We start from the raw sequence: 19,689 nt of genomic DNA on the forward strand, positions 1-19,689 counted from the left end.
GGCATTGCCCTGCTTCACCGCGTTCATGCGGTTGGCATCGTTGTAGATGAACGTCTTGCCGCCGATGCTGGTGGTGTTGCCCACTGCGTCATGGTTGCGCGCTTCGCCGTCCACGGCGGTCAGCCGGTGGCTGGTTGCGGGATAGGTGTAGCTGGCGGTGCCTGCCGAGGTGGTCAGCGCGGTGCGATTGCCGGTGGCGTCGTAGGCATAGGTTTCAATCGGCGTGCCGGTCGTGCCGTCCTGGGTCTGGGTCAGGCGACCCAGCGCGTCATAGGCGTACTTGGCCAGCACCGTCGAGCCTGTGCCGTTCTTCAGCTCGGTAATTGAACCGACCGGGTCATAGCCGTAGCCCAGTGACAGGCCGCCCGCGGCCGGGTCATGCACCGCTTGCGGGCGATAGTCCAAGTCCAGCGGACGCTGCAGCTGGCGGCCATTGCCATAGGTCCAGCCCGTCGCCGGGCCGAAGGCCGCGTAGGTCACGTTGTTCACCACGATCTGGCGCGCTTGGCCGGGGCGGGTGAGGCCGATCTGAGTGATGCGGCCCTGGGTATCGCGCACGTAGTCGGCCACGCTGCCGTCGGGGTAGGTCAGCGCGGTCAAGCGACCCGACTTGCTGTAGGCATAGCGCAGGGTGGTGGCCACACCATTGACGGTCTGCACCTTGCGGGTGACCTGGCCGAAACGGTCATGGCAGTACTGGGTGCTGCCATTGGCGTGCAGCACCTGCCCCAGGCGCCCCTTGGCAAAACGCTCGTCGGCGGTACACGCAGCAGGCGCCACGTCATAGCTGTAGCCCACGTCCAGATTGGGGTCCGGGTAGGCGATACCGATCAGGCGGTTGAGTGCATCGTAGTGATAGGTGGCGGTGACGCCACGCGCATCGGTGGCCGTCTTGCGGTTGCCGGCGGCGTCCACGGTGAAGCTGCTGGCGCCACTGTCCGGGCTGACTTGCCCGGTCATATCACCGAAACCGTTGTAGGCATAGGTGGTATGCAGGCCCTTCGGGTCGGTGACCTGGGTGACCTGGTCCAGCGCGTTGTACTGGCTGCGGATCTCCGCCGCGACGCCGCCGACGTCCTGCAGCGTCTGCGCCAGGCGGTTCAGCGGGTCGTACTGCTGGCTGGTCACGCGCTGCAGTGCGTCGGTGATCGTCTGCGGGTTTCCGTTGGCATCGTAGGCGAAGCCTGTGGCGTGATTGCCTGCGTCCTTCAGCGCGGTCAGCTGGCCGAGCGTGTTGAACGTCCGTGCCAGGGTACGGCGCAGGGTGCCGCCGGTATCCAGCGTGTCCTCCTTGAGGCGGTTGCCGGCGTTGTCCAGCGTGTAGTGAATCGTGTTGCCTACGTTGTCCTCGATATCAGTCAAGCGCAGCGCCGCATCGTAGACATAGGAAACGCTGCTGCCGTCGGGCTCGGTGATCTGTTGCACCTGGCCGGTCGGCGATGCGCATCTGGCCGACCTCACGGCCGTGATCGATACGCTCGCCCCCGGTCGCCGCGTGGTGCTGGTGGGTCATTCCTATGGCGGCCTGCTGGCCACGGAGTTTGCACGCCGCCAACCGGAGCGCCTGCAGGGCCTGGTGCTGGTGGACCCGGCCACGATGGGGCAGCGCCATGCGTTCAAGCAGGCCGACAGTGCACGCGTGCAGGCAGACGACGCCCAGCTGCGGGCAATGCTGCCGCCGGCCATGGCCGCCGACTACGCCGTGTTGACCGAACAGCTGGATGCACCCGGTGCGGAAACCCCGCGCACGATGCCGGACGTGCCGGTAGCGCTGCTGACTGCAACCCAGCTGGCTGCCGAACCGCTGTTCTTCGAGGAAACCGCAGAGGGCAAGGCACTCTGGAAAGCACAGCACGCCCTGCTCTTTTCGGGATTCACGCGCGGCTCGCACCGCTACCTGGCAACCGGCCACACCCTCCAGCGCGAAGTTCCTGCTGCGGTGGTGGCCGCGATTCAATCGGTCTCCGGCACCTCGAAGTAGCTGTTCCAGGCAGGAGCTTCCCGGGCTGTCCCCGGCTACTGCCCACGCAGGCGCACCGCAAAGTACCGCGCCGGGGAAAGGCCAAGCGCTTTCTTGAACATCGTGATGAAGGCCGTCACCGACTCATAGCCCAGCGTCTCGGAAACGCGTTGTACCGGTGCACCGGCGGCGAGTTCCCGAATGGCGATGAGCAGGTGCAGTTGCTGCCGCCAGCGCCCGAAGGACAGTCCCGTTTCCCGTTCGATGAGGCGGGTCAACGTACGCTCGCCCAGGGCCAGGCGCACGGCCCACTGGCCGATGGTGCTGCGGTCTGACGGATCCGCCGACAGCGCCGCCGCCAACACCCGCACCTTCGGGTGATGGCTGACCGGCAGCGACAGATGCTCGGCCGGCATCTGCACCAGTTCGTCCAGCAACACCCGCGCCAGCCGGTCGGTGTGGCTGCCATGCGGGTAGTCCAGCGGCGCGTCGGCCAGGTGCAGGATCATCTCGCGCAGCATCGGCGAGATGGCCAGCGTCACGCACTGCGCCGGCAGGTCGACGACGCCGGGCTCGACGAACAGGTAGCACAGGCGCGCGTTGGCGGTGGCGCGGTTGCTGTGCGGCATGCCGCCCGGAATCCAGACGCCACACTGGGGCGGCACGATCCACAACGCATTGGCGACTTCGCAGGTCACCGCCCCATGCAGCGCAAGAATGAGCTGGCCCTTGCGGTGCTCATGCACCGGAATTTCCGCGTCGTGCTCGGCCACCTGCAGGCGGCTGGCAACCGCCGGGCGATCGGTCTCGTCAGGGTCCAGGTCAAAGCCGGGGAGCGAAATGCGAGCCATTCTCACATTGACCGGTTTTAGCGATTGGTTGTCATTGTAGCGAAATTCGCCAGTGCGGCCGATCACTAGCATGAGCCGCATGCACTTCCCCACCCCTGCCCGTCCCCACGTGTTCCAGGCATTTGCCCGGTTGAAAAACCCTTCCCTCAGAGCCGATCAGGAAGCGCTGCTGTTCTCGCTCAAATGCCTGCTCGCCGCGTCGCTGGGGCTGTATGTCTCCCTGCGGATCGGCCTGAATCGCCCGTTCTGGGTGATCGGCACGGTCTATCTGGTGTCGCAGCCCCTGTCCGGGGCAACACTCAGCCGCGGCCTGTTCCGCCTGCTCGGTACCGTGGGCGGGGCCGTCGCCACCGTCGTGCTGGTGCCACGTTTCGCCAATGCACCCCTGGTGCTGAGCGCCGCGCTCGCCACCTGGATGGCGCTGTGCCTGTACCTGGCGATGCTCGACCGCACGCCGCGTGCCTATGCGTTCCTGCTGGCCGGCTATACCACCAGCCTGATCGGCTTTCCTGCGGTGATGGTGCCGGGAGACCTGTTCACCATCGCCATCACACGGGTGCAGGAAATCGCCATCGGCATCCTGGCCGCAACGCTGGTACACGCGCTGGTGCTGCCGCGCCGGGTCTCGATACGCGTGCACGCGCGGGTTGCTGCCGTGCTGGATGACGCGGAACGATGGACACGGGACATGCGCGCCGGTGCATCGGACACGGTGCTGGCGACGGACCGCTCGAAAGTGGCGGCCGACCTGCTCGAGCTGCATGTGCTGTCGATCCACCTGCCCTTCGACAGCGCCCACGGCGTGGCCCAGGTGCAGATCCTGCGCGCCCTGCATGACCGGATGCTGGATGTACTGATGCTCTCCAGCGCGGTGGAAGATTCCCTCGCACGGCTGCGCTCATCACAGGCCAGCGCGATGGATTCGCCTGGCTGGCGCGAGCTGATGCAGACCGGCCTCGCCGCGCAACAGGCCGAGCTCGACCTCGCCCACACCGACTGCCGCGTGTTGCAGGCACAACTATGCACTGCCCGGCCCGACTGGCGCCGGCATGTACCTGCCCGCCTTGCGCGACCTGCGCAGGGTGCGGTACTTCACCGGGATCATCGGCTTGCCCTGCGCAGCGCGCTGGGCGCGTTCGTCGGCATCCTGCTGAGCTGCGTGTTGTGGATCGTTACCGGCTGGTCGGACGGCGCCACGGCGGTGTCCATCATCGGCACGGCGTGCGTGCTGTTCGGCACGATCGAAGCGCCTGCGCCGCATGTCATGCGCTATCTGGTGGGATCGTTGATCGGCGTTGGCGTCGGCCTGCTCTACGGTCTGCTGATCTTCCCCGCGCTGTCCGATGTCGTCGGCCTGACTGCCGCGCTGGCGCCTGCGCTGCTGCTGTGCGGATCGTTCCTGGCCCGGCCTCCCTTCATCATGGCTGCCCTGGGCGTGGTGCTGACGTTTCCGCTCATCGCGGGACTGGGCGCGACCAATACGGCCAACATCGTCGGCGCACTCAACAACAGCGTAGCGTTGTTCGTGGGTACGACAGTGGCAGTGTGCAGCATGCAGCTGTTCCAGACCGCCGATGCGGGCCGCAACCGCGCACGGCTGGAGCGTTCGATCCGTCGGGATATCGCACGACACGCCGCCGGACAAGGTGGCGTGGCCCGGGCCTGGCTCAGCCGCATGCTGGATCGAATCGGGCTGCTCGCTCCCCGGTTGCGGGGCGGTTCCAGTGCCGCAGACGACCTGCGGGCATTGTTTGCGGACGTGCGTGCGGTACGTGCATCCAACCAACTCCGCGCACTGGACAAGTGCCAGGAAAACCCGCAGGTCCGGGTGCTTCATGCGGCGCTGATCGAACGCGTCGCCGCACATTTCAGGGTTCGTGCCCACGCGCCACGCAGCGTCGACGCCCATCTTCTGGAACTGCTCGACCGCATGCGCGAGGCAGCAGTGGCCAGCAGCGGGGATGATCGTGAGCATCTGTCGCACCTGCTCTGCGGATTGCGCCGCGACCTGCTGGCGCCTGCTCTCACCCTTCGGCACTGACCTCATGTTTTCTGATCTCTCCATTGATGGCGTGCTGATCCCCGGCCTGCTCGCCGTGGCCGCCGCCGCGCTGGCGCTGTCGATGCTGACCTCGCGCCTGCTCGCCAGTCTCGGTCTGTACCGCTTGTTCGCCGCGCGACCACTGGTGGGCCTGTCCCTGTTCGTGATCCTGGCGGAGCTGATGATCCGGCTCTCGCCCCTGCTCGAGAAATGAAATGAAACACCTGCTTGCTGTCATCGGGCGCTGGAGCGCTACGCTGGTTGTATTCGCGATTGCTGTCGTCGCCGCGCTGTCCATCTGGAAGCGTTACGAAACACGCCCGTGGACGCGGGATGGACGGGTCCGCGCCGATGTGGTGCGCGTTGCGTCGGACATGGGGGGGCTGGTCACCCAGGTGCTGGTGCACGACAACCAGCGGGTCAGCGCCGGACAACTGCTGCTGGTGCTGGATCAGCCACGCCTGGCTGCCGCGCTTGAGAAGGCCGACGCAGCGGTCAGCAGCGCACGCGCGACGCTGGCGCTGGCCCGCCGCGAATCGACGCGGGACAACGCACTGGGCAACCTGGTCGCCTCGGAGACACGCGAACGCAATGCGGCCAAGGTCGACACCGAGCTGGCCGCCCTGGCGCAGGCACGGGCCGAACAGCGCGTTGCCCAGCTCAACGTGCAACGCACCGAGGTGCGCGCGAGCACCGACGGCATCGTCACCAACCTGGACCTGCATGCGGGCGATTACCTGCAACCGGGCGCGCAGGCGCTGGCGCTGATCGACACCGGCAGCCTGCGCATCGAGGGCTACTTCGAGGAAACCAAGCTGGGCTGCATCACCGAGGGCGATGCCGCCGTGGCGCGGCTGATGGGCGACACCCGCGATGTCCGCGGACACGTTGACAGCATCGCCGCCGGCATTGCCGACGATCAGCGCTCAAGCACGCACAACCTGCTGCCGGCCGTGGCGCCGACCTATACCTGGGTGAGGCTGGCACAGCGCATCCCGGTACGCATCCGCATCGATGATGCGCCGCCGGATACGCGCCTGATCGTGGGTCGCACTGCGAGTGTGACCATCACGCCCTCGGCACCGGGAGCCTGCAAGTGAGCGTGCGGACAGTACGTGGTGGGCTGCTTGCCCTGTTGCTGCCCCTGACGGCCTGCGTATCCGGCCCCGACTATCACCTGCCTGCGAACGCCGTCGCAGCTTCACAACGGGCTGCGCGGGCGTTCGTCTCGGGCCAGGACCCGTCGCTCAGTCACGACGTGCCACCGGATCGGTGGTGGCACCTGTATGGCGACCCCCAGCTTGACGCCTACGTACGCGAAGCACTGGCGGCCAATACCGACCTGCGCGCCGCCGATGCCAACCTTCGGCGCGCCAGCGCCACCGTGCTGGAGTACCGCGCGCGCGGTGCCGTGCAAGCCGACGTGGATGCATCGGGCACGCTCACCCATGCCGGTGGCTACACCCAGGCATCGGCCGCGCCACAGTCGTATGCGCTCGGCCTTCACCTCTCCTATCCACTGGATCTTGCAGGCGGCATCCGCCGCGGCATCGAAGCCGCCAACGCCGACGCGGAGGCGGTTGCTGCGGCACGCGACCAGGTCCGCGTGGTCGTCGCTGCGGCCGTCACCCGTGCCTATCTCCAGGTGTGCACCCGCAATCACACGCTCGCTGCAACCCGGCAGGTGCTGGCGGTGCAGCGCGCCACCCTGGACGCAACCCGACGCCTGGCTGCAGGCGGGCGCGGAACGGACTTCGATGTCAGCCGTGCCGGTGCCGCCGTCAATCGCAGCGCGGCGGCGATACCGCACCTGCTGGCGGAACGGCAGGCCGCACTGTTCGAACTGGCCGCATTGATGGGCAGGCTCCCGGCGGACTATCCCAGGGAGGCCGAAGCCTGCCCCCAGCCCCCTGAGCTGGAGCAGGCGCTGCCGGTCGGTGATGGCTGGCAGCTGCTCCAGCGGCGCCCCGACATACGTGCCGCCGAACGCAGCCTGGCCGCCGCGACTGCAATGATCGGTGTCGAGACGGCGGGTCTCTATCCGCAGATCACCTTGGGCGCCTCTTCGGGCGTGGCCGGCACACCGGCGCATCTGCTGTCGGCCGACGGCTTCGGTGCGGGCATCGGTCCCGTGCTGTCATGGCACTGGTCCAACCGCCGCGTGGCCAAGGCCCGCATCGCAGCGGCCGGTGCCAACGCAGATACCGCGCTCGCGTCCTTTGACGGCGTCGTGCTGCAGGCACTGCGGCAGACCGAGACCGCGCTTTCTGCCTGCACGCAGGAGCTTGAACGCGAGCGCAGCCTGGCGCAGGCGCGTGGGGATGCAGCGCGGGCCGCCGGGCAGGCGCAGCAGCTCTACCGTTTCGGCAGGATCGATTTTCTCGACCTGCTTTCGGCCCAGGCCGCGCTGGCAGATGCGGAGTCCGCATTGGCCGTCTCGCGCGCGGAGCGCATTGACCGGCAGATGGATCTTTTCCTGTCGTTGGGTGGAGGCTGGGCTGCAACAGATTCAGCCCCGGGCGGGGTCCAGTGACCCGTTGCCTGGCAGCGGCTGCAGGCCGCGCCGTCTGTTCAGGAATGTACCGCCTACACCCGTATTCATTCACACTGACTGCCCTATATTCCCGCCACAGCGCCGCATGCTGCGGCCATGACGGAGGCATCTCCATGAAGACCACACGCTTGCTTGCCATCGCCTTGACCACCACCACCGCGTTGGCTGCGGCCCCCGCCTTCGCCGATCCGCCGCACCACGCCCGCGGCAACGGCCCGCCGCCGCATGCGGGCGGCCCGCATAACCGCGATGCGCCGCCGCCGGGCTGGCAGAAGAAGGCCTGGCGACGTGGCGAGCGCCTGCCGTGGGCCGAAGTGGACCGCCGCTACTGGGTAGACGATTACGCGCGCTATGACCTGCGCGAACCGGGCCGCGACCGGCGTTGGGTGCGCCAGTCCGATAACGAGTACCTGCTGGTGGAGATCGCCACCGGGCTGATCATCGACGCCCTGCATCGCTGAAGCGACCTGCAGCGTCCGCACACGCAGCGATTTACATCGGTGCAGACACCTTACGACCGGGGCCGCCCCGGTCGGCGGTGTCTGCGCCCACGGCGCCCCGCCCGCCTCCGCGGCCCGCCATGCAGGCCCTCCCGCAGCGCGATATACCCGCACATCAGCGCTGTGGCAAATAGCCCCATCGCCACCAGTATTTCGAATCCCCGATCACCAAAGAGCAGGCGGATGGAGGTCTCCAGTGAGCACAGCCTGCCGCAGCGCAGGCCGTGCTCGTTGAAGCCATGGATGAGCACCAGTACGCCCATCAGCCCGCACCACGCCATCAGGGCCAGGCTTGCGATGAAGATGAAAGGTCGATGGATACGCATGCGCTCGTCGCGGTCTTCTACGGTGATGTCCAGCGCGACGTTGCGAGCACGCGATCGGAAGCATCCAGCTCTACCGACCAGGCTTGGGTATCCAGGCGCAGCCGGTTCTCATACCACCATCGCTGCGCACAGCGACCACTGCATCCACGGCTGGCATAGCGGGTAAAGGGAGCACCGGCGTGCTCCACCACGTCAGGGTGCCCCAGCGCCCGCAGTAGCTCGGCCCTGCTCGCCCCGACCGAGACCGAGGCAAGCGCGTGGGAATGCCACGCCGAGATCGCCGAGCAACCGGCCACGTACGCCACGAACAGCCCGACCAGCCCCCACATCAGTGTCCTCATTGACAGATCCCCTCCTGCGCCGCGCGCCCGCGCATCATCCGCGCAGACCTTCTTCAACGTCAAACCTCGACACGCGGGCCTGTTGCAGCGCCCGGCATCCGTGCTAGCGTGCGCCGTCAAACTCTCCATGGGGTGCAGGATGCGCAATGGAATGGGACGGAATCTGGTGATCGCCTGCATGGCCCTGGCTGTTGCCCCAGCGGCGGCAACAGCGGCCGCAACAGCGACCGCAATGCCGGGCGATCGTGGGCAGGATTTCGTGCAGACACAGGCGATCGCCGCGCGCTGCCAGAAGAGCCTGCCCGGCCTGGAACTGCAGTTGCAGGAGGGCCGCAAGCACTGGCTGTCGACACTCGACGCCGCGCAACTGCAGGCCGCCGAGGCCTATGCCAGCAGCAAGGAAGGCAGGACTCTGGGAAAGAGTGTGGAGCGGGATGCCTCCCGCGCCTTCGGTCGCAATACCTTGTCCGTCGCAGCGACCTGCGTTGGCCTGCTCGCCGAGTACGGCCCGGCCCACCCGCTGCCTTCCGGCACGGCAATGCCGGCCGACCGGGTGCAGCACTACATGCTGCACTTTGCACCGATGGTGCTGGCTCGGCTGCAGTGCGCGCGCCTGGACGGCATCGACGTGACCGCCCAGCCCGATGGCTCGGAAACCTGGCAGTACCGGGCCTGTGGCCAGACCGAATCCGTGCGCATGGCCCCGCTCGGGCAGAGCTGGTCGATGAGCGATGCGGACCGCAATGGCCTGTTCGACGCACTGACCCGATAGGTCGGACGGTATTCCCCGGGGTAGCAGGAACCATGTTTCCACCCACCACCTGGATCAAGTTGCGATCTGCCTTTCCATTGGCGGCCTGCACGGTGCTATGCGCCTGCGGCCTGGTTATGGACAGTTCGTTCGACACGCTGCGCGAGGCGCTCGATTCCGACATGGTGAACAAGGGATGGATTCCCGGCTGGGTGCCGCAAGCGGCGACCGACCTGCGGGAGGTACATGACCTCGACTCGAGCACCAGCGCGCTGGCCTTCACCAAACCCCCTGCGGTATCACTGCAGCTGCCTGCGGATTGCCAGGCAACGACATTCAGTAGCAGCGATCCTGTTGCGTTCGATCGATACTGGTGGCCGGGCGACGGGACGCTCAAGTCGTCGTACCGCGTCTTTCGCTGCGCGCCCGAATCCGGAAAATCAGTCTTCGTCGCCATCAACAGGACCGAAGACCACGTGCTCTTCTGGCGAACCTACGCGCGGTGATGCGCCCGCGCCACCCTATTCCTCCCCAGGACCCCATGATGCCCAACGCACGTGCACGCTTCGCTGCCCTCGCCTTTTTCCTCCCGGCGTGCTTGCCGGCCCACGCCGCAAAGGACGCCCCCGCCGACGTCAAGGCGATCGAACAGGTGGTCGAAGCGTTCCGCACCTCGCTGATCAACAAGGACAAGCCGACCTACATGGGCCTGTTCTTCTCTGATAAACCGGAAGACATCGGCTGGCAGTTCGTTTCCGAGGATGTGCGCCTGCAGGACATCCGCAAGGCCAAGCCCGATGCGATCAAGGCACGGCAGATTCCCGCCAACAACTTCATCGCGCTGATCGACGGGGCGGTCGCCTCGCCGAAGCCGAAGGAGGAGAAGTTCTCCAACACGAAGATCGAGACGGACGGCGATGTGGCCTCGGTCTCGTTTGACTACAGCTTCCACGACGATGGGGTGAAGACCAACTGGGGCAAGGAAATGTGGCAGCTGGTCCGCACGGAGCAGGGCTGGAAGATCTTCTCGGTGATCTACTCGATCCGCGATTCACGCAGCCCGGGCGATTGAACGTCGCTTGACCGGGCCGAACCCAGGCCGCGATCCATTCAGCAAGGGCATTGGCATTCGGCCATCGATCGGGCAGAGTTCGGCCACGCGCAAGGACGCATGCCATGACCCGCCTGCTGATCATCGAAGACAACCCCGAGCTGGTTGCCAACCTGTATGCCTTCTTTGAACCGCTCGGCTACGTGCTGGACGACGCGCGCGACGGCGCCAGTGGCCTGCGCCGGGCCACGCAGCACGACTACGACGCCATCCTGCTGGACCTGATGCTGCCGCGCCTGGACGGCATGACGCTGTGCCAGAAGCTGCGCCAGGAGTTCCAGAACCCGGTGCCGATCCTGATGCTGACCGCGCGCGATCCGGTCGAAGACCGTGTGCAGGGCCTGGCCCTGGGCGCGGATGACTACCTGGTCAAACCGTTTTCGCTGGTGGAACTGGATGCACGGATCAAGGCCCTCGTACGAAGGGCACAGGGGCGCCAGGTCCAGAGCGTGCTGGCGTGGAAGGACCTGCAGGTGGACACGCGCTCGCCACAGGCCTGGCGGCAAGGCCGCTGCATTGCGCTGACGCCCACGTCGCACAAGCTGCTGATGTGCCTGGTGCGTGCAGCTCCCGCCGTGGTGCGCAAGCAGGAGATGGAATACCTGGTCTGGGGCGACGAGCCACCGGACAGCGGCGCGCTGCGAACCCACATCCATGAGCTGCGCCTGCAGGTGGACCGCAGCTTCGACACCGCGCTGATCACCACGGTGCACAGCGTCGGCTGGCGCATGCAGGCGTGAGCCCTGCCTCCCTCTACCGCCGCCTGAGCCTGCGCACCCGCATCACGATCTCGTTCGTGCTGTTGATGGCCGGTGCCATGGGCTTCATCGTACTGGCCGAACAGGTCGACTACGACCAGGTCCGGACTGCTGTCGTCGCACGGACCCAGCACGGCGAAGTGCAAAGGCTGCAGGCCGCGCTGGATCGTGGCCAACGCCCCGCCCTGCCACCAGGGACCCAGCTGTTCGATGCCCAGGACGTGCCTGTCGTGCTGCGCCAATACGGCCCGGGCTACCACGGCGAAGAGGCGCCCAACGAGTGGCACCTGCGTGTGTTCGACAGTGGTGGCCAACGCTACTACCTGCTGCAGGACGCCGCACCCTATGGCTATCTGGAACACCTGATCAATGCCTTTGCGGCACTGGTCATTTCGGTCTGCGTGTTCGGCGCCTTCCTCATCGGCCGCAAGGTCGCTACCCACGTCATCGCGCCCATCACACGATTGGCCGATGCGGTGCAGGACGGCCACAAGCCCTTTCCCTACCAGGACGCACGCGACGAGATCGGCGTGCTCGCGCGCGCCTTTGCCCGCCATAGTGACGAGCTCGAACGGTTCCTGCATCGCGAGCAGTGCTTCAGCGGCGATGCCAGCCACGAGCTGCGCACGCCCTTGGCCATCATCGGCGGTGCTGCCGAAACGCTGGCCTGCCAGCTTCCGGCCGACAGCCACCTGGTTCCCAGCGCGGCACGCATCCTGCGTACCACCCAGGAGATGCAGCGCCAGCTGACCTGCCTGCTGCTGCTCTCGCGTGCCCCCGGCGCCGTGCCGCGCAACGCGGTGGCCCTGCGTCCGCTGCTCGAATCCTGCATGGAGCGCTGCCAGCCCTGGCTTTCCGGCAAGCCGGTGACCGTTGCGTTTGATGCCCGGCATGACGCCGTGCTGGTCACCAACGCGGATCTGGCGCACAGCATCATCTGGAATCTGCTGCGCAATGCCTGCCAGTACACCGAAAGCGGCGAGGTGCGAATCACCCTCCACGACACCGCACTCATCGTCGCTGACACCGGACCCGGCCTGCCGTCCAGCATCGACCCACGGCAGTTCCAGCGCTTCGCGCCGGGTGGCGCGCACAGCGGCGAGGGGCTGGGGTTGTCGATCGTGCAGCGCATCGTCGAGCACCTGGGCTGGACGATGACCGTGCAATCCTCCGGGCAGGGGTGCCGGTTCACCCTGCGCTGGCCCCGCCCCCCGCATCTGACGGATTCCTGACATCGGGCTGCACATGCTCCGGGCTGCTCCCCCGCTCTGGAGACGGCATGCAGCACCCCAAGGACAGCGGCAAGTACCCGCACGGCAAGACCGGATTGAGCCGCATCTTCCACACCCTCATCCATTCGCGCGATGGCTTCATCGCCACCTTTCGCGGCGAGGCGGCGTTCCGCCAGTTGTTGCTGCTGCACGCGCTGCTGATGGCGGCTGCGTTCGTGCTGGACATCAGCACGGTCGAGCGGGCACTGGTGCTGGCGGTCTGCTTCATCAGCCTGCTGGTGGAACTGCTCAACTCGGCGATTGAAGCCGTGGTTGATCGCATCTCGCTGGAGAAGCATCCGCTGTCCAAGAACGCCAAGGACATGGGCAGCGCCGCGCAGACCACCGCGTTGTTGATGGTGGGTGCGGTGTGGGGCGTGATCCTGCTGGGCTAGCCCGGCAATCCTGACAACTTCCTGATAAGGCCGTTTCGATACTGCGCGCACTCCTGTTCCGCGGAACCTGCTCGTGCGTCAATGCCTCCGTTTCCCGCGGTCCCATCCAATCGTTCTGGTCTGGGCCGCCGCACTGTTCTTCGCCACGATTGGAAACATTGCCCTCTGGAAGACGCTCTGGGGGCTGATCGATCTCAACAGCCTGCGCAGCATGCTGTTCCTGGCCAGCCTGCCGCCGCTGCTGTTCTGCCTGTTCAACCTGCTGCTGACGCCACTGCTGGCACTGCCATTCCTGCGCAGGCCGCTGCTGGTGCTGCTCGTTGTCGTCAGCGCCGCGTGCAGCTACTTCATGCTGCACTACAACGTGCTGATCGATCGCAGCATGGTGCAGAACGTGTTCGAGACCAATCAGGCCGAACTGAACGCCTATCTGTCGCTGCCGCTGCTGTTGACCCTGCTGGCGCTGGGCGTGCTGCCCGCTGCCGGGCTCGCCCTGGTGCGCACCACCAGCGGGGCCGGTTCGATACGTTCGCTGCTGGTGTGGCCGGCCAACGTCCTGGCGTCGCTTGTGGTGCTGCTGGTGATCGGCTTTTCGTTCTACAAGGACTACTCCTCGCTGCTGCGCAACAACCGCTACATCCGCGACCAGGTACTGCCGTTGAACGTGGTGCGCCATACCCACGGCTACCTGAAGAGCCTCTACAGCACCCGCCAGCAACCGTTGCGCCCAATCGGCACGGACGCGCGGCGCTTTCCGGGCCCGCGCCCGAAGCTGGTGGTCATGGTCGTCGGCGAGACCGCGCGTTCACAGAACTTCCAGCTCAACGGCTACCCACGCGCGACCAATCCCCGGCTCTCGCGCAAGGATGGCGTCATCAGCTTCAGTGATGTTTCCTCATGCGGAACCGCAACGGCGATTTCGGTACCGTGCATGTTCTCGCAGATGACCCGCCAGCAATACGACGACGTCCGCGCGGCGACCGAGGAGAACGTGCTCGACATCCTGCAGCGTACCGGCGTCGGCGTGCTCTGGCGCAACAACAACAATGGCGGCTGCAAGGGCGTGTGCGAGCGCGTGCCGACCGAGGACATGCCCGCACTCAAGGTGGCCGGCCGGTGCGTCAACGCCGACGGCACCTGCTACGACGACGTGCTGCTGCATCAGCTCGGCGCACGCATCGACGCCATCCACGGCGATGCCCTGGTCGTGCTGCATCAACTCGGCAGCCATGGGCCGACCTACTTTGAACGGTATCCCGCAGCGTCGCGGGCCTTCAGCCCGACCTGCGACAGCAACCAGATCCAGCACTGCAGCAACGAGGCACTGGTCAACACCTATGACAACACCCTGGTGCATACCGACCAGGTGCTGGCGGAGACCATCGACCTGCTGCAGGGCTATTCGGACCACCGCGACGTTGCGCTGATCTATATCTCCGACCATGGTGAGTCGCTCGGCGAACGCGGCATGTACCTTCACGGCACGCCCTACTTCATCGCCCCGCGCGAACAGACCCAGGTGCCGATGGTGATGTGGTTCTCAACGGAGTTCAGCCGCAACGCGGGCCTGGACATGGCCTGCCTGCGTGGGAATGCGCTGCACCGCGCCTACAGCCACGACAATGTCTTCCATTCCCTGCTGGGCCTGTTCGGTGTCAGCAGCAGCGTGTACCAGCGCGATCTGGATGTCTTCGCCGGCTGCCGGGCGACGACCGGCGCGCCGCTCGCCACCGCGCCGGCCAAGCGGCACCGGCTGATGCCGGTCACCGCCCGGAACGTGGCACGCTACTGTGCGGCCAGGGCGAAATCCAGGCCGGCGCATACCGCCGCCACCTGGGCGTCGTTGCATTCCTGCGGGTTGGTGCGCGGGCTGTCCGGGTAGACCTCGGTGGTGGTGGCAAAGCGTGCATCAGTGAAGCCGGCGCAGGCACCAATCGAACGCGATTCGCCCCAGACCACGCCCGGCGACTGCAACGGCAGGCCGACCAGGTTGCCCTCGGCGTCGGCCGGGGCGATATGGGTGACCGGGGCGACGGCGGCGATCAGGGCCTTCTGGAACTCGGCCTGCGGATCCTCGCTGTTGCCGATCACGTAGAAGCCGTCCGGAATGGTGTCGCGCTCGAACGGCTTGCCGTCGCGGGCGCAGCGGGCCGGATCGAACTCGTGCAGGTCGCTGTCGGTGGTCTCGTGCAGGTCCAGGTGCACCAGCAGGTTCGGCTTGCGCTCGGCCACCCAGCGCATCAGCGCGGCGGCTTCCTCGATCTGGCCGCCGTCACGGAAGCTGCGGTTCGGGTCGACGGCATCCGGGTTCCAGCGCTGGATGCGCTCGTAGCCCCATGGGCTGACGCACGGCGCCACGATCAGGTTCAGCCGGCCCAGGTAGCGCTCGGCCTGCTGTTCCAGGAACTGCAGGGCGCCATGCACGCCACTGGTCTCATAGCCGTGCACGCCGCCGGTGATCAGCGCGGTCGGCAGCGCCGGGTTCCAGTCGTGGTTGACCACGGCGAACAGCGGGTAATGGTCCGGCGCGTAGTCCAGCTGACCGTACTGGATCACATCGAAGCTGTCGTCCAGGCGTTCAAGCGCGGCCACCACATCGTCGTGGTAGCTGCGCTGGCGCTGCTGGCGGGCCCGCCACTGTGCGCGTTCCGCGTCGCCCCAGGGCTGTCCGGGGGTGCCGATCGGGTAGAACTGCGCAACAGTCATTGGGGAACTCCAGGGGTCGAACGGATGGGTGCAGCCGGACATTCTAAGCCTTGTCGCGCCTGCGGGGCCCCTCCCCCCGGCCCCGCCTTCATCCAGGCCGGGTCATCTGGTTGTAAAATCAACGGTTTTTGGCCCCTCACCCCTTGATGGCGAACGCAGCGCAGCCGGTCCTGGGTGGACCGGAGTTCCTCCGCCTGCTCGCCCGTCTCAGCGACGGCGCGATGCCGGCCACCAGTCCCGCCCTGACCGATCGCCTCGGCCAGTGGGTGGACTGGAGCCGCGCCGTGGCCCTGTCCGGGGCGCTCGGCGGACGCCTGCCCGAGCCCGGTGAAGCCGCCGAAGCGCTCGAGGATGTGCTGGCCGACTGCGCGCAGGCGCACGCCAGCCTGCTGGCCTCGATCAGTGAGGATGCCGAAGCCGAGCGCCTGCTGGACCTGGCCGAAGCCGCCGCTGTACCCAACTTCGCCTCGCTGCGCCAGCGCTATCGGGTGCTGCAGCAGGCCATCCAGACGGCCACCGGGCGCCTGCGCGGCCGCCTGCGCGACCAGCTGGTGCAGGTTTCACCCGAGCTGGCGCGGCTGGCCGAGGTCGATGCGGTGATGGAACAGACCCTCACCCCGCGCGAGCACAGCCTGCTGGCCACGGCGCCGGCGGTACTCGGCGCCCGTTTTGAACGCGTGCACGGCCAGCCCGGCTGGCGCGCGGCCTTCCGCCATGACATGCGCACCCTGCTGCTCGCCGAGCTGCAGCTGCGCTTCCACCCGATCGAAGGGCTGCAAGACGCCCTGCGCTCCCACTGACCGGAACACCATGTCCAGAACTGTTTTCCATGTCGTTGTTTTCCTTGTCGGCCTGCTGGCCGTGTGCTGGATCGGCATTGGCTACGTTTCGGTGCATCCGCTGGGTGCAGCGGTGGCGGCGATCATCGCGGCCTGCTACGTCGCCGGTGGCGTGGAGCTGTATCGCTACCGCCAGGCCAGCAACGGCCTGCGCAGCGCGCTGAACGACCTGTCCAGCGCGAAGGAAAGCCTCGCCGCCTGGCTGGAACGCGTGCCGCTGGGCCTGCGCAACGCCGTGCGCCTGCGCGTGGAAGGCGAGCGCACCGCCCTGCCCGCACCGGTGCTGACCCCATACCTGGTTGGCCTGCTGGTGCTGCTGGGCATGCTCGGCACCCTGCTGGGCATGATGGACACGCTGCGTGGCACCGGCCTGGCGCTGCAGAGTGCGACCGACATGGCCGCGATCCGCGGCTCGCTGGCCTCGCCGGTGCAGGGCCTGGCGGTGGCATTCGGTACCTCGATCGCCGGTGTGGCCAGCTCGGCCATGCTCGGCCTGCTGGCGGCATTGCTGCGTCGTGACCGCCTGCAGGCCGTGCAGCAGCTGGACCGCGCCATTGCCGGCGACCTGCATCCGTACTCGCAGGCCTGGCAGCGCGCCGAATCGCTGCACCTGCTGCAGGCACAGTCTGCGGCGCTGCCGGCGCTGGTCGACCGCCTGCAGGCGATGACCAGCACTTTTGAACAGCACAGTGCGGCCGCCAATGAGCGCCTGCTGGCCGGCCAGGCCGAGTTCCTGACCCAGAGCCAGGCCCTGCAGGAACGCCTGGCCGTCTCGCTGCAGCAGTCGCTGCGCGAAGGTGCCGAAGCCAGCGCCGCCGCCATCGGTGGTGCGCTGCAGCCGATGGCCGAAACCACCCTGGCTGGCCTGGCCCATCACGGCGAAGCACTGCATGCCCGCGTCGAGCAGGCCGTGCAGCAGCAGCTGGCCGGCCTGAGCGAGGGTTTCGAGCGCAGCCGCGTCGCCACCGAGGCCAGCTGGGCCAAGGTGGTGAGCGAGCAGACCCAGGCACAACAGGCGCTGGTCAGTGATCTGCGCCAGCACCTGCAGGCCTTCAGCGATGGCCAGGGCACGCACGCCGAAGCATTGGTCGCGCGTATCGGCGAGCGCCTGCAGGCCGATGCCCGCGGCAATGCCGAGGCATGGCGCGCCGCCGCCGAACAGCAGCAGGCACTCAACAGCGCGCTGGTCGAACGCCAGCAGCAGGCGTTGCTGGCCTCCAGCGAGCATCTGGACGCGCGCGCGCAGGCGCTGCTACAGGCGCTGGAGCAGCACCACAGCACCAGCCAGGCGCTGCTGCAGGACCACGAACTGCAGCGTTCGCAGCAGTGGCAGGCCGCGCAGGCCGCTGCCGCGGCCGCGCACGCCGAACTGCAGGCTGGCCTGGACAGCCGCGAGCAGCAGCGCCAGGCGCGCTGGGACGCGATCAGCGCCGAGCTGCAGCAGGCCCACGCCGCGCTGCAGGCGCAGCTGCAGGCCGGCGACGAACAGCGCCTGCAGCGCTGGAGCGAAGCCTTGCAGCACGTTTCCAGCGACCTGGCCGAGCGCCTGCAGGCCAACGGCGAACACCTGGCTGCGCAGCAGCAGCAGGTCTGCGACACCCTGGCGGCCACCGCACAGCAGATCGGCGAGAACGGTCGCGCGCAGGCCAGCGCCACGCTGGCTGAAGTGTCTACCCTGCTGCAGACCGCCGCGGCCGCGCCCAAGGCTGCTGCCGACGTCATCAACGAGCTGCGCAGCACGCTGTCCGAGAGCCTGGTGCGTGACAACGCGATGCTGGAAGAGCGCGGCCGCCTGCTGGCCACCGTGCAGACCCTGCTGGATGCGATCAATCACGCTTCGCACGAGCAGCGCACCGCTGTGGACGCACTGGTCGGTGGCTCGGCCGAGCTGCTGGAGCGGGTTGGCAATCGCTTCACCGACCATATCGCCGCAGAGACCGGCAAGCTGGATGGCATTGCCGCAGCGCTCAACGGCAGCGCTGCCGAAGTGGGCCAGCTGGCCGGCACGTTCGGCGAAGCGGTCGCGCAGTTCGGCAGTGCCGCCACCGAGCTGTCCGGCCGCCTGGAACAGATCGGCTGCGCACTGGATGCCTCGCTGGCCCGCAGCGACGAGCAGCTGGCCTACTACGTAGCCCAGGCGCGCGAGGTGGTCGACCTCAGCCTGCTGTCGCAGAAGCAGGTGATGGAAGAACTGCAGCAGCTGGCCGCGCGCCGCGGCAAGGCCGGCAGCGCATGAGCGACGAGCTGGAGGTCGACGGCGGTTCGCATGCCCCGATCTGGGCAGCCTTCGGCGACCTGATGTCGGTGCTGCTGGGCGCGTTCGTGCTGATACTGGTCGGTGTGGTCGCCGTGCAGCTGGAGCTGTCGCAGCGACTGGACCAGGAAGTGAAACAGCGCCAGGCCGAAGCCAAGCGCCTGCAGACGCTGGAGCAAGCGTTGGCTGGACCGCTGGCGGCCGGCCGCGTGACGCTGGTGGATGGCCGCATCGGCATCAGCGGCAGCGTGCTGTTCGCGCTGAACTCCGACCAGCTGCAGCCCGAAGGCCAGGAGCTGCTGCGCAGCCTGGCCGCACCGCTGGCCGCCTACCTGGGCAGCCGCGAAGAGATCCTGATGGTCAGCGGCTTCACCGATGACGCGCCGGTACGCGAAGGCAACCGGCGTTTCGCCGACAACTGGGAGCTGTCGGCGCAGCGCTCGCTGACCGTGACCCGCACCCTGATCGCCGATGGCGTACCGGCGGACGCCGTGTTCGCCGCTGCGTTCGGCAGCGAGCAGCCGGTCAGTTCCAATGCCGATGAGGAAGGCCGCGCACGCAACCGTCGCGTCGAGATCGCGCCGATTCCCAAGCCCAAGGCCCCGGATGCCAAGTAAGCCGCCAGCGCTCGAAGGCCTGCGCGCACTGGTGCGCGACCTTGATGCAGGGTCGCGCTCGCTGCCGCATTACCCGCAGGTGCCGATGCTGCAGCAGGTGCAGCGCGAGTGGTCGGAGCTGCGCAGCGAGCTGCAGGTGCGCCGCTCCCTGCGCACCGAGGCCCCGGCTGACGGCGGCCCGCTGAACTCGGCGGTGCTGGTGCAGCGCATGCTGGACACGATGCAGGCCACCAGCCCCGGCTACCTGCGCCACTTCATCGACTACGTGGACATCTTGTCCTGGCTGCAGGCACTGCAGGATGGCGCCGTCAGCGGTGCGGATAGCGCAAAGCCGAAGCGCACGCGCAAGCCGCGCCAGACGCCGAAGGAGTAGCGCCGGCTGCTGGCCGGCGGCTACGCGTCTCCGCGCGGGTC

20 protein-coding genes and 2 pseudogenes are annotated in these 19,689 nt (G+C 67.4%); 17 read left to right on the forward strand and 5 right to left on the reverse strand.

Annotated features, from left to right (window positions below):
- Positions 1-1,509, reverse strand: a pseudogene (locus AC5P56_RS16055) (RHS repeat-associated core domain-containing protein); the annotation flags it as partial.
- Here AC5P56_RS16055 and AC5P56_RS16060 point away from each other — a divergent pair.
- Positions 1,439-1,981: pseudogene (locus tag AC5P56_RS16060) on the forward strand (alpha/beta fold hydrolase); the annotation flags it as partial. The pseudogenes AC5P56_RS16055 and AC5P56_RS16060 sit on opposite strands and share 71 nt — an antisense overlap.
- A 35-nt stretch (positions 1,982-2,016) precedes the next feature.
- Here AC5P56_RS16060 and AC5P56_RS16065 read toward each other — a convergent pair.
- The gene (locus tag AC5P56_RS16065; protein WP_049439428.1) at positions 2,017-2,811 is read right to left on the reverse strand and encodes an AraC family transcriptional regulator; all 795 of its coding nucleotides are present in this window, start codon (positions 2,809-2,811) and stop codon (positions 2,017-2,019) included.
- Between the two features lie 166 nt (positions 2,812-2,977).
- On the opposite strand from AC5P56_RS16065, the gene AC5P56_RS16070 reads away from it, so the two are divergent.
- The 5 genes from AC5P56_RS16070 to AC5P56_RS16090 all read left to right on the forward strand — a co-directional run bounded on the left by AC5P56_RS16070 (position 2,978) and on the right by AC5P56_RS16090 (position 7,867).
- Positions 2,978-4,852 carry an FUSC family protein gene (locus AC5P56_RS16070; protein ID WP_080355741.1) on the forward strand — a complete coding sequence of 625 codons (1,875 nt, stop codon included), beginning with the start codon at positions 2,978-2,980 and terminating at the stop codon, positions 4,850-4,852.
- Between the two features lie 4 nt (positions 4,853-4,856).
- Positions 4,857-5,066 carry a DUF1656 domain-containing protein gene (locus tag AC5P56_RS16075; RefSeq protein ID WP_014647401.1) on the forward strand — a complete coding sequence of 70 codons (210 nt, stop codon included), beginning with the start codon at positions 4,857-4,859 and terminating at the stop codon, positions 5,064-5,066.
- A 1-nt stretch (position 5,067) separates the two neighbouring features.
- On the forward strand, positions 5,068-5,952 hold the full coding sequence (locus tag AC5P56_RS16080) for an HlyD family secretion protein (protein ID WP_046431015.1): 885 nt from the start codon (positions 5,068-5,070) through the stop codon (positions 5,950-5,952).
- On the forward strand, positions 5,949-7,385 hold the full coding sequence (locus AC5P56_RS16085; protein ID WP_049439426.1) for an efflux transporter outer membrane subunit: 1,437 nt from the start codon (positions 5,949-5,951) through the stop codon (positions 7,383-7,385). The genes AC5P56_RS16080 and AC5P56_RS16085 overlap by 4 nt, the downstream gene beginning before the upstream one ends.
- A 134-nt stretch (positions 7,386-7,519) precedes the next feature.
- Positions 7,520-7,867, forward strand: a complete 348-nt coding sequence (locus AC5P56_RS16090; RefSeq protein ID WP_049439424.1) for an RcnB family protein — start codon at positions 7,520-7,522, stop codon at positions 7,865-7,867.
- 50 nt (positions 7,868-7,917) lie between these two features.
- On the opposite strand, the gene AC5P56_RS16095 is transcribed toward AC5P56_RS16090, so the two are convergent.
- Both AC5P56_RS16095 and AC5P56_RS16100 read right to left on the reverse strand, forming a co-directional pair.
- Positions 7,918-8,232 carry a hypothetical protein gene (locus AC5P56_RS16095; RefSeq protein WP_049439423.1) on the reverse strand — a complete coding sequence of 105 codons (315 nt, stop codon included), beginning with the start codon at positions 8,230-8,232 and terminating at the stop codon, positions 7,918-7,920.
- A 17-nt stretch (positions 8,233-8,249) separates the two neighbouring features.
- Positions 8,250-8,753, reverse strand: coding sequence for a hypothetical protein (locus tag AC5P56_RS16100; protein WP_478411070.1), 504 nt, complete (start codon positions 8,751-8,753; stop codon positions 8,250-8,252).
- A gap of 52 nt (positions 8,754-8,805) precedes the next feature.
- On the opposite strand from AC5P56_RS16100, the gene AC5P56_RS16105 reads away from it, so the two are divergent.
- The 7 genes from AC5P56_RS16105 to AC5P56_RS16135 all read left to right on the forward strand — a co-directional run bounded on the left by AC5P56_RS16105 (position 8,806) and on the right by AC5P56_RS16135 (position 14,741).
- Complete coding sequence (locus AC5P56_RS16105) at positions 8,806-9,345, forward strand: hypothetical protein (protein WP_478411071.1); 540 nt, start codon at positions 8,806-8,808, stop codon at positions 9,343-9,345.
- A gap of 32 nt (positions 9,346-9,377) precedes the next feature.
- Entirely contained in the window at positions 9,378-9,830 is a 453-nt protein-coding gene (locus tag AC5P56_RS16110) for a YbbD-related protein (protein WP_049439417.1), read from the forward strand.
- Between the two features lie 35 nt (positions 9,831-9,865).
- Entirely contained in the window at positions 9,866-10,396 is a 531-nt protein-coding gene (locus tag AC5P56_RS16115) for a Cif family virulence factor (RefSeq protein ID WP_049439415.1), read from the forward strand.
- A gap of 104 nt (positions 10,397-10,500) precedes the next feature.
- Positions 10,501-11,175: a response regulator transcription factor gene (locus AC5P56_RS16120; protein WP_014647407.1), complete on the forward strand. Its 675-nt coding sequence runs from the start codon at positions 10,501-10,503 to the stop codon at positions 11,173-11,175.
- The gene (locus tag AC5P56_RS16125) at positions 11,172-12,425 is read left to right on the forward strand and encodes a HAMP domain-containing sensor histidine kinase (protein ID WP_049439413.1); all 1,254 of its coding nucleotides are present in this window, start codon (positions 11,172-11,174) and stop codon (positions 12,423-12,425) included. Before AC5P56_RS16120 ends, AC5P56_RS16125 begins: the two co-directional genes overlap by 4 nt.
- A gap of 47 nt (positions 12,426-12,472) precedes the next feature.
- On the forward strand, positions 12,473-12,859 hold the full coding sequence (locus AC5P56_RS16130; protein ID WP_014647409.1) for a diacylglycerol kinase: 387 nt from the start codon (positions 12,473-12,475) through the stop codon (positions 12,857-12,859).
- A gap of 73 nt (positions 12,860-12,932) precedes the next feature.
- The gene (locus AC5P56_RS16135; protein ID WP_049439411.1) at positions 12,933-14,741 is read left to right on the forward strand and encodes a phosphoethanolamine transferase; all 1,809 of its coding nucleotides are present in this window, start codon (positions 12,933-12,935) and stop codon (positions 14,739-14,741) included.
- Here the strand turns inward: AC5P56_RS16135 and AC5P56_RS16140 are convergent.
- Entirely contained in the window at positions 14,645-15,565 is a 921-nt protein-coding gene (locus AC5P56_RS16140) for a M14 family metallopeptidase (RefSeq protein ID WP_033835608.1), read from the reverse strand. The two genes, AC5P56_RS16135 and AC5P56_RS16140, sit on opposite strands and share 97 nt — an antisense overlap.
- A gap of 146 nt (positions 15,566-15,711) precedes the next feature.
- Here AC5P56_RS16140 and AC5P56_RS16145 point away from each other — a divergent pair, with 146 nt between their 5' ends.
- Genes AC5P56_RS16145 through AC5P56_RS16160 form a run of 4 tightly spaced genes read left to right on the forward strand, consistent with a single transcriptional unit; the run spans position 15,712 to position 19,648 of the window.
- Positions 15,712-16,365, forward strand: coding sequence for a DUF3348 family protein (locus AC5P56_RS16145; protein ID WP_014647411.1), 654 nt, complete (start codon positions 15,712-15,714; stop codon positions 16,363-16,365).
- A gap of 10 nt (positions 16,366-16,375) precedes the next feature.
- Positions 16,376-18,640 carry a DUF802 domain-containing protein gene (locus tag AC5P56_RS16150; protein WP_495231800.1) on the forward strand — a complete coding sequence of 755 codons (2,265 nt, stop codon included), beginning with the start codon at positions 16,376-16,378 and terminating at the stop codon, positions 18,638-18,640.
- The gene (locus AC5P56_RS16155; protein ID WP_014647413.1) at positions 18,637-19,275 is read left to right on the forward strand and encodes an OmpA family protein; all 639 of its coding nucleotides are present in this window, start codon (positions 18,637-18,639) and stop codon (positions 19,273-19,275) included. The genes AC5P56_RS16150 and AC5P56_RS16155 overlap by 4 nt, the downstream gene beginning before the upstream one ends.
- Positions 19,199-19,648, forward strand: coding sequence for a DUF2894 domain-containing protein (locus tag AC5P56_RS16160; protein ID WP_495231801.1), 450 nt, complete (start codon positions 19,199-19,201; stop codon positions 19,646-19,648). Before AC5P56_RS16155 ends, AC5P56_RS16160 begins: the two co-directional genes overlap by 77 nt.
- Positions 19,649-19,689: the final 41 nt, after the last annotated feature.

Source organism: Stenotrophomonas sp. YJH_SMC_131 (assembly GCF_059367975.1).

Excerpts from the sequence above, each read along its gene's own strand:
- AC5P56_RS16065 (WP_049439428.1), bottom strand. The coding sequence starts at position 2,811 with ATGGCTCGCATTTCGCTCCCCGGCTTTGACCTGGACCCTGACGAGACC.
- AC5P56_RS16075 (WP_014647401.1), top strand. The coding sequence starts at position 4,857 with ATGTTTTCTGATCTCTCCATTGATGGCGTGCTGATCCCCGGCCTGCTC.
- AC5P56_RS16080 (WP_046431015.1), top strand. The coding sequence starts at position 5,068 with ATGAAACACCTGCTTGCTGTCATCGGGCGCTGGAGCGCTACGCTGGTT.
- AC5P56_RS16090 (WP_049439424.1), top strand. The coding sequence starts at position 7,520 with ATGAAGACCACACGCTTGCTTGCCATCGCCTTGACCACCACCACCGCG.
- AC5P56_RS16095 (WP_049439423.1), bottom strand. The coding sequence starts at position 8,232 with ATGCGTATCCATCGACCTTTCATCTTCATCGCAAGCCTGGCCCTGATG.
- AC5P56_RS16100 (WP_478411070.1), bottom strand. The coding sequence starts at position 8,753 with ATGCAGGCGATCACCAGATTCCGTCCCATTCCATTGCGCATCCTGCAC.
- AC5P56_RS16105 (WP_478411071.1), top strand. The coding sequence starts at position 8,806 with ATGCCGGGCGATCGTGGGCAGGATTTCGTGCAGACACAGGCGATCGCC.
- AC5P56_RS16110 (WP_049439417.1), top strand. The coding sequence starts at position 9,378 with ATGTTTCCACCCACCACCTGGATCAAGTTGCGATCTGCCTTTCCATTG.
- AC5P56_RS16115 (WP_049439415.1), top strand. The coding sequence starts at position 9,866 with ATGATGCCCAACGCACGTGCACGCTTCGCTGCCCTCGCCTTTTTCCTC.
- AC5P56_RS16120 (WP_014647407.1), top strand. The coding sequence starts at position 10,501 with ATGACCCGCCTGCTGATCATCGAAGACAACCCCGAGCTGGTTGCCAAC.
- AC5P56_RS16130 (WP_014647409.1), top strand. The coding sequence starts at position 12,473 with ATGCAGCACCCCAAGGACAGCGGCAAGTACCCGCACGGCAAGACCGGA.
- AC5P56_RS16140 (WP_033835608.1), bottom strand. The coding sequence starts at position 15,565 with ATGACTGTTGCGCAGTTCTACCCGATCGGCACCCCCGGACAGCCCTGG.
- AC5P56_RS16145 (WP_014647411.1), top strand. The coding sequence starts at position 15,712 with ATGGCGAACGCAGCGCAGCCGGTCCTGGGTGGACCGGAGTTCCTCCGC.
- AC5P56_RS16150 (WP_495231800.1), top strand. The coding sequence starts at position 16,376 with ATGTCCAGAACTGTTTTCCATGTCGTTGTTTTCCTTGTCGGCCTGCTG.
- AC5P56_RS16155 (WP_014647413.1), top strand. The coding sequence starts at position 18,637 with ATGAGCGACGAGCTGGAGGTCGACGGCGGTTCGCATGCCCCGATCTGG.
- AC5P56_RS16160 (WP_495231801.1), top strand. The coding sequence starts at position 19,199 with ATGAGGAAGGCCGCGCACGCAACCGTCGCGTCGAGATCGCGCCGATTC.